The 7252-nt window shown below is 43.8% G+C and carries 6 protein-coding genes; 4 read left to right on the forward strand and 2 right to left on the reverse strand.

Annotation, left to right across the window (positions count from 1 at the left end):
- Nucleotides 1-370 precede the first annotated feature (370 nt).
- Complete coding sequence (locus AC1DWN_RS23690) at nucleotides 371-1693, forward strand: IS4 family transposase (RefSeq protein ID WP_477561355.1); 1323 nt, start codon at nucleotides 371-373, stop codon at nucleotides 1691-1693.
- A gap of 297 nt (nucleotides 1694-1990) precedes the next feature.
- Here AC1DWN_RS23690 and AC1DWN_RS23695 read toward each other — a convergent pair whose 3' ends face one another.
- The gene (locus AC1DWN_RS23695; protein WP_477561356.1) at nucleotides 1991-4774 is read right to left on the reverse strand and encodes a glycoside hydrolase family 3 C-terminal domain-containing protein; all 2784 of its coding nucleotides are present in this window, start codon (nucleotides 4772-4774) and stop codon (nucleotides 1991-1993) included.
- A 287-nt stretch (nucleotides 4775-5061) separates the two neighbouring features.
- On the opposite strand from AC1DWN_RS23695, the gene AC1DWN_RS23700 reads away from it, so the two are divergent.
- The 3 genes from AC1DWN_RS23700 to AC1DWN_RS23710 are packed head-to-tail and all read left to right on the forward strand — an operon-like array spanning nucleotide 5062 to nucleotide 6582.
- Nucleotides 5062-5766 carry a hypothetical protein gene (locus AC1DWN_RS23700; protein WP_477561357.1) on the forward strand — a complete coding sequence of 235 codons (705 nt, stop codon included), beginning with the start codon at nucleotides 5062-5064 and terminating at the stop codon, nucleotides 5764-5766.
- Complete coding sequence (locus AC1DWN_RS23705; RefSeq protein WP_477561358.1) at nucleotides 5759-6331, forward strand: RNA polymerase sigma factor; 573 nt, start codon at nucleotides 5759-5761, stop codon at nucleotides 6329-6331. Before AC1DWN_RS23700 ends, AC1DWN_RS23705 begins: the two co-directional genes overlap by 8 nt.
- Nucleotides 6328-6582, forward strand: a complete 255-nt coding sequence (locus tag AC1DWN_RS23710) for a hypothetical protein (protein ID WP_477561359.1) — start codon at nucleotides 6328-6330, stop codon at nucleotides 6580-6582. Before AC1DWN_RS23705 ends, AC1DWN_RS23710 begins: the two co-directional genes overlap by 4 nt.
- Nucleotides 6583-6859: 277 nt before the next feature.
- On the opposite strand, the gene AC1DWN_RS23715 is transcribed toward AC1DWN_RS23710, so the two are convergent.
- Nucleotides 6860-7252: hypothetical protein (locus tag AC1DWN_RS23715; protein ID WP_477561360.1), on the reverse strand; the 393-nt coding region annotated here is incomplete at its 5' end.

A 7252-nucleotide genomic window follows, 5' to 3' on the forward strand; every position in this document is an offset into this window, starting at 1 on the left:
GAACGTACCCTTCCGTTCATTTGGGAATAGCTCACATGTATTAGTATGCGAAAACTCCTCTTTTCTCAACCACGAACTACAAAGTGACAAACGACTGTTGAAATCTTCCTATAAAAAAAGATTACCATAACTTAACGTCCATCTCCAGCAGACTGAGAAAATAAACCTAGCTATTTGTCCCAAAAACAAGGAAACGCCGTCCCAAATGGGCAATGTCATTTAGTTAAGGCGCAGGTCCAAATATCAAGAAAAAGAGCAGGTTATCGAAAAAGATAGCCCGCTCTTTTTTTGTACGAAAAAGAGAAATAAGACTTGACAAGTAGGTATAAATGTGAGGCGAAGCCCCTTGAAAAACGAGGAGGTTWCGCCAATGAATGAGTACGCAAATTCGCTAAAACAAACGCTGACATCCCTCATACGAGAAATGTCAGCCGMACCAGCRCCTTATGTCAAAAACCCTGAAAAAGATTTTACCCGAWAGAAAAAGCTTCCCTTTGAAACGGTCATGCAGCTCCTGATCTCTATGGGTGGCAACAGCTTATACAAGGAGATCTTGGAATCACAAGGCTATGATGTAAATACCGCAACCACTTCTGCTTTTGTCCAGCAGAGAAATAAAATCCTGCCGTCTGCTGTGGAATGCTTGTTTCACAAATTTACGCAATCGCATACGGATATTAAGGACTACCGAGGGTATCGATTAATTGCCATTGACGGTTCTGATTTGCATATCCCAACGGACCCTGCGGACACRGAMACYTAYWTTCAAAGYCAACCSAACACGAAAGGCTATAACCTTCTKCATTTGAACGCRGCCTATGACCTCTGCAACAGACTGTACGTAGATTCCAATGTTCAGCCGCGAAGGTTGCGTAACGAGGGAAGGGCGCTGGCTGCTATGGTCGACCGTTCCCCCATCAAGGGCAAAACCATTGTTATTGCCGATCGAGGTTATGAAAGTTACAACAATTTCGCGCATATTGAACGCAAAGGATGGAATTATGTCATACGGGTAAAGGATTTGGATTCGAGTGGTATTCTTTCGGGCTTGTGTTTGCCCTCTGGCGGAGAATTTGATCGAAACATTCATCTGACACTCACCAAAAAACAAACAAAAGCGATCAAGGCTCAGCCCGAGATTTACAAGTACGTCCCTTCCTCGTCAACCTTTGATTTTTTAGATTTGCATGAGAACTTTTTTCACCCGATTTCCTTTCGGGTTGTTCGTTTCGTCCTGCCGAGTGGAACTTATGAAACCGTCATTACGAATCTTTCTGCCGATGATTTCCCACCCGAGGAACTCAAGTCCATTTATAACATGCGCTGGGGCATTGAAACCTCTTTTAGAGCTTTAAAATACACTGTTGGTCTGACGAGTTTTCACGCGAAGAGACGAGAGTCCATCATCCAAGAGATTTTTGCAAGAATGATTATGTACAATTTCGCTGAAATGATGACCTCGCACGTCGTCATTTCCCAAATGGATAAACGGCACCAATACCAAGTTAATTTCACGGTCGCCGTTCACGTTTGTAGACATTTTCTGCGCTCAAAAGGTGATGAACCCTTGCCTAATGTTGAAGCACTGATTCGCAAAAACATTTTGCCGATTCGACCCGTTCGCAAAGGGCAGCAGAATACGCGCAAAATCCGCTGGAAATCAGTCGTGAGCTTCGTCTATAGAGTAGCATAATTCGTTTCACATGAACATTTTTTAAAGCGGACACTCCATCCGCTTTGTTTGCTATGCGCTTTTTCTTTGCTTTCCCCAAAAAAACAAACGGCACAGGACTTTTCCCATGCCGTTTCGGATTTCATTTTTATTCCTGTTCTTGTCTTTGAGCTAAACTAAATGACATTGCCCTTTTGGGTGCCCTTGTGTTTCGGAGAAGCTAAGCCCGGCGAGCCATGGAGAGGAAAGCACACATTCCATCGCCGCCTATCTACTAAGTCACTTCACGAGTTATTCAGCTCATTTCAGTTCCTACATCTACACTTGTTTAAACTCAATCCAGTCAATCTGCAAGCCTGGTTTGATGAATTCCAATTTCAATTCATAAAGGCCTGCTTCCAGCTCGATTTTCACAAGCTTTTGTTTGACCCATTTGCCTTCCGTTCCATTCGTTTGAATGGTCGTCATCAATTGATCGTTCAAAGTCACATTACATGCGCTTTGAGCGAGTTCAGGTTCCGGAGACATGATGTTGACAATGATCCGGTATTGTCCGGCTTGATCAACTTGCATAAAGGTCGAGCCATTTGCAGCAGGTTTAACCTGTRCATTTTGGGAAATTACTTGTGCATGCTCCGGAGAAAGTGATGTATTTGACTTAAATGCATCAACTGTTTCTACAATCTCCTGTTTTCTTGAGAATACCGGTGCTTGCATAATAAACTCACAAATGTTCATAGCGGAGCGCTGAAGCTCACCGCGGGTTATGGAACCATCCGCAAGCGACTCGATGGTATTGTCATCCCAGCCATTGATTTCCGCTCCATAGTTAGGAACAACCATATACAGATCATTTTGTGCACGAACCATCCAGTTCGTATATCTACGATCGGCTGCCCCACCATGGACAACATCGTTCATGATAGCCCACCAGTCCGTCATAACAATACCTTTAAAGCCCCACTCACCGCGAAGCACAGTCGTATTCATATCATAGTTAGAAGCCGCCCAATGCCCGTTGATAGGGTTATAGGAGGTCATAATCGAATTCGCTCCGCCTTGCTTCACCGCGATTTCAAAGCCTTTCAGATAAATCTCACGAAGGGCGCGTTCGGAAACGATAGCATCTACTTTACTGCGATGCTTTTCCTGATTGTTGCAGGCAAAATGCTTCAGCGTGGCGTTAGAGCCGCCTTTCATTATTCCTCGCGTGCATGCTGCTGCGAATGCCCCAGAAATAAGCGGATCTTCTGAGAAATACTCGAAGTTACGTCCATTAAGAGGACTGCGACGAATATTCAAACCAGGTCCAAGCAAGGTGTCCACGTTGTTGCTTAATAATTCCTGACCTTCCAAGACATACAGTTCCTCAACCAGTTCCGCATTCCAAGTTGCTGCAAGCAAGGTTCCAATTGCAACCTGAGTCGCCTTCTGCCCGCTATCCATCCGAATTCCAGACGGTCCATCGGCCGTACAAGCAACTGGAATTCCGTAATTGAACAAGCTATCGCTTACTCCACCGAAAGCCGAAGCCGTACCCGGTGTAACTAACGGACTGCTCATGCCTTCACCTCTGACGATCGCAGCCAAATCTTGATCGCTGAGTTGGGCAATAAAAGCTTCCATACTAGCTTTTTGGTCATAAACATCTCTTAATTTATAGCCTTGGTTACCTGTTTGCTCCAACGATTCGGGAAGGTTCTTCTCAATCCGTTCCGCTAAAGAAATCTTTCGCTTCGAAACCTCTACATAAATGAGTTCATACGAGCCATCTTCCTTACGAGCACCCGGCTTCATTCTTGTAAAGTCTTCTGTCGGTGCCAACGCCTCTTGCAACTGCTCTACCACTTGAAGAGTTTCTACAACGTAACCGTTTTGTCCTTGGACGATTACTTCCGCCAAGTTTTTGACACTAGTTCCTACATAAAGGTGATACGTACCAGCTTCCAGCACGTAAGCGGAAGGATGTCCCGTCACGCCGGCGTCATCATAGGAAGCCATAGAATGAACAGGGAAGCTAACGGTAAGACGCTGCGATTCACCTGCTTGAAGGACTTTTGTCTTCCCGAATGCCACCAAAGCTTTAGCCGGCTGTCCCAGCTTTCCTTGCGGCGCTTCGTAGTAAACCTGTACAACCTCTTTACCTGCATAAGCGGTTCCTGTATTTGTTACATTTACATCCATTTCAACAAATACTTCGCCATCAATAGTAGTCAGTTTGGCTTCCTCTGACTCGATTTTAAATGTGGTATAAGATAAACCATAGCCAAATTCAAACTGAACATTTTTCGGGCAAAAAGTCTCAAAATATCGATAGCCGACATAGATATCTTCTTGATAAAAGTTTTTAAACTCATTGCCATAATTGCGGGTTGATGGATAATCATCAATAGAATAAGCAATGGTATCAGTTAATTTACCGCTCGGCGTAACCTCTCCTGCCAGCACGTCAGCAATCGCGTTGCCACCTTCCATACCGCCCTGCCAAGAATAAATAGCACTCGTAATCGGGTGCACGAAACTTTCGTCGTTCATCCAGCTCATATCAATAATGTTGGAAACATTCAGCACAACGACAGTTTGATCAAAATAAGCCGTAACCTGCTTCAGCATAGCTTTCTCATCAGCTGTTAATTGGTAGCTTCCCGACGCGTCCGCATTATCCTGGTCTTCTCCCGCCGTACGTCCGATTACAATGATCGCCTTGCTTGATTTGCTTCTTGCCTGAGACACCAGCTCATCGGTTAAAGGCATTTCCTTTTGGTGCCATGGCTCTGCAGCCCATCCGCCTCCACCATTATCAAATGGATTTTGTTCTATCCACTTCTCATAGACAGCCGCCAGCTCTTCGTTGACGATAAGGTTCGTTTTACTACGCAGACCATCCAATAAATTAGTTGTATAGGTAACATGAACACTACCGCCCGATCCTGTACCGCTGCGATAGTAATTGACTTGAGTTCTTCCAAAAACTGAAACATTTTCACCGTTTCGAAGCGGTAGTACTTGTCTATCATTCTTTAACAGAACCGCACCTTCAGCGGCTACCGTCCGGCTAAATTCAGCAAAACCTTCTAGTGGAACTCCGAGACTCTGTGTCATTTTGTTTCCTCCTGATTGTCATTTGCACACATGTTGCTGGTTCTYTAGAAAGGGAACTCGTCTCTTTTGAGACTTCTAGCTTTTCGCAAACCCATGCATGTCACCTATAATGTCATTTAAAGAATAAGAGATATCCTATTATTATACAAGCGTCGCTTCTAAAAAAAAACACAACCCATACAAACACAAAAATCGCAGCCTACACATAATTTTTTTAATCCCTCAACACTTTTAAAGGAGAAACGTTATATCAAGTGTAATTAGAAAATGATGGGAGAGTGGAACTTATGGAAAACGTGCAGCAAACAGAGATTCAAGGAAGAGTTATTGAAAATAATGGGCTTCTTGATTGGACTAGTGTGAAACCCGAAGATTTGGCCGATGTTACATCCATCGAAAATAATGGACTTATTATTGCTTCAGAATCGTTAAGTAGTACTTTAAATCGAATTCCTCAACAAAATAACGGATGCATTTGTTTAGTTCCTCACACGACAGGAAAAGTGGTATTCTTGTCCGGGAATGTTTCCTTGGGAGGAGAGTATTTTGCCAACAGTAATGGTACTCCTGAGGACATATTGGTTATTGCCGGGCAGGCCATCATTACTTCGGCGGTGGCAAAGATCGGCTTCCAAGATATTGTCGTAGCTGGAGAACTGATTTTGCCAAAAGGTAGCGAAGTTGTTCTAGGAAGTGCCCTATCGCGAATACTTGGTGAAGTCATTTATTATTCGAATACGACCAACGTGAGATTATTTATAGGAAATGATACGTTCTCCAATAGCTTCTTCGACTTTATCGAAGACAAGATAACCATGGTGCTAATCGGAAGTTTTGAAATGGACGATGATGTTCAAATCGAGTCGATTAGGAGTAAAGTTTCCGAAATAATCTTGAAAGGCGATTTAACAGCTTCCAAATCAATAGTACCTCTGCTCCAGTATCTCGCTACCTCTAAAAAAGGAACTATTAACACGAGAGAAAATGACTGAGAAACAACAGCATATAATGGTGAAGCCTGAGGAGTTGTTTCAGCAATTATATCGTACGCATTCGCGAAAACTGTATTCCTATTTGCTAGGGCGAACGGGGAGTCAGGAAACGGCGGCGGATTTGGTGCAGGACGTGTTTATGAAAATATGGAATCGGATAGATATGGTTGAGCGTATTCCAGAGGATCAACGACTGTATTGGATATTTACTGTTGCTACCAATCAGGTAAAGGACTATTATCGAAAGTCGCAAAGCCTTAAGCAAGCTGTAACCAAAATGCAACTGTATACCTTCCCGAACTCGAATGGCGACTTATCTCAATTACTAGCTGGTCGTGAGCAATTTCACGAGCTAGAATCAGCCGTTCGCGAACTCCCCGAGGAGCTTCGTTCCATATTGCTAATGAAGGCGGTTGGCGGTATGAAAAGCGGCGAAATCGGTACAGCACTCGGGCTGCCTGCAGGCACAGTGCGCTATAAAATACTGCTAGCACGCCGCAAGCTAGCCGAAGCGCTCGGCATGTTGAACAACAAGAAGTCTGCGGAAAGGCAGGAGAAGGTATGAACAATCATGAGTCAGAGTTGCTGCTGTCAGCCGATGTCGAGCAACAGCTGGATGAATTACTGGATACCTGGGCTGTTCATATCCAGCTTTCTTCACAGCTAGAGGAAGAAATGAATCCTCATATGTTTACCATTTCCAACGAACTTAGCAACAAGTGGTGGCATTCGTTATTCAATCAATTCCCGCTCAAAAATACAGGTTCGTTCACTTCTTCCTCATTCTCATCTTATTATGTTAATCGTACTGGGTAAATCCTATAATCAAGTAGAAAGGGACTGCCTCGGCAGTCCCTTTTTTTTAGCCTCAATAGAGCGTGATCTGAACTACGACTGCCCGAGTAAAGTGTAAGGATACCCGTATCTTCTACATCTCGTAAAACAATATTTTTCAGTTTATATTCCTGTCCTAGATCGATATAGGTAGATGTCGTACCTGAGGTCTTCCATGTGCTAGTAGGTGCTCCGCCAGAACCTGACAGCGGATTTCCCGCATCCCCCTTTTGAGTTCATTGTTTTAAATTCCAACTAATTAATTATCCGTCAGTAAATAAAGCTTCGTCTCTCCAGCCTCCAGATTAACGACAAGTTCTCCTTGCTCGATTACATGCTCAGAGGAGTCAAAGCACTCTATCGCCTTAGTAAAGTCCTTGTTAGGCAAAGTAAATCGATAGGTTCCTCCTTGTTGAGCTTGAACACCAATTAAGCGGTTATTTGCAAATATAGGATCATACGAATCCACGTAAAGATGAACTTTCGCTTTTTGAGCCATCACTCTTAATAATTCAGCAGGAATAGGTCCGAGTCCAGAAAAAAAGTGCGGCGCTCCTGCTATAGTCTTGCTTGCGATAGCGGCCTGGTGATTTCCCGCGTAGGTTCCCCACACGTTTGCTTCTAAGTCTGAAATATTCAAAATCGGATAAAC

Source organism: Paenibacillus sp. P4_A7 (genome assembly GCF_056402455.1).

Excerpts from the sequence above, each read along its gene's own strand:
- AC1DWN_RS23700 (WP_477561357.1), top strand. The coding sequence starts at position 5,062 with ATGGAAAACGTGCAGCAAACAGAGATTCAAGGAAGAGTTATTGAAAAT.
- AC1DWN_RS23705 (WP_477561358.1), top strand. The coding sequence starts at position 5,759 with ATGACTGAGAAACAACAGCATATAATGGTGAAGCCTGAGGAGTTGTTT.
- AC1DWN_RS23710 (WP_477561359.1), top strand. The coding sequence starts at position 6,328 with ATGAACAATCATGAGTCAGAGTTGCTGCTGTCAGCCGATGTCGAGCAA.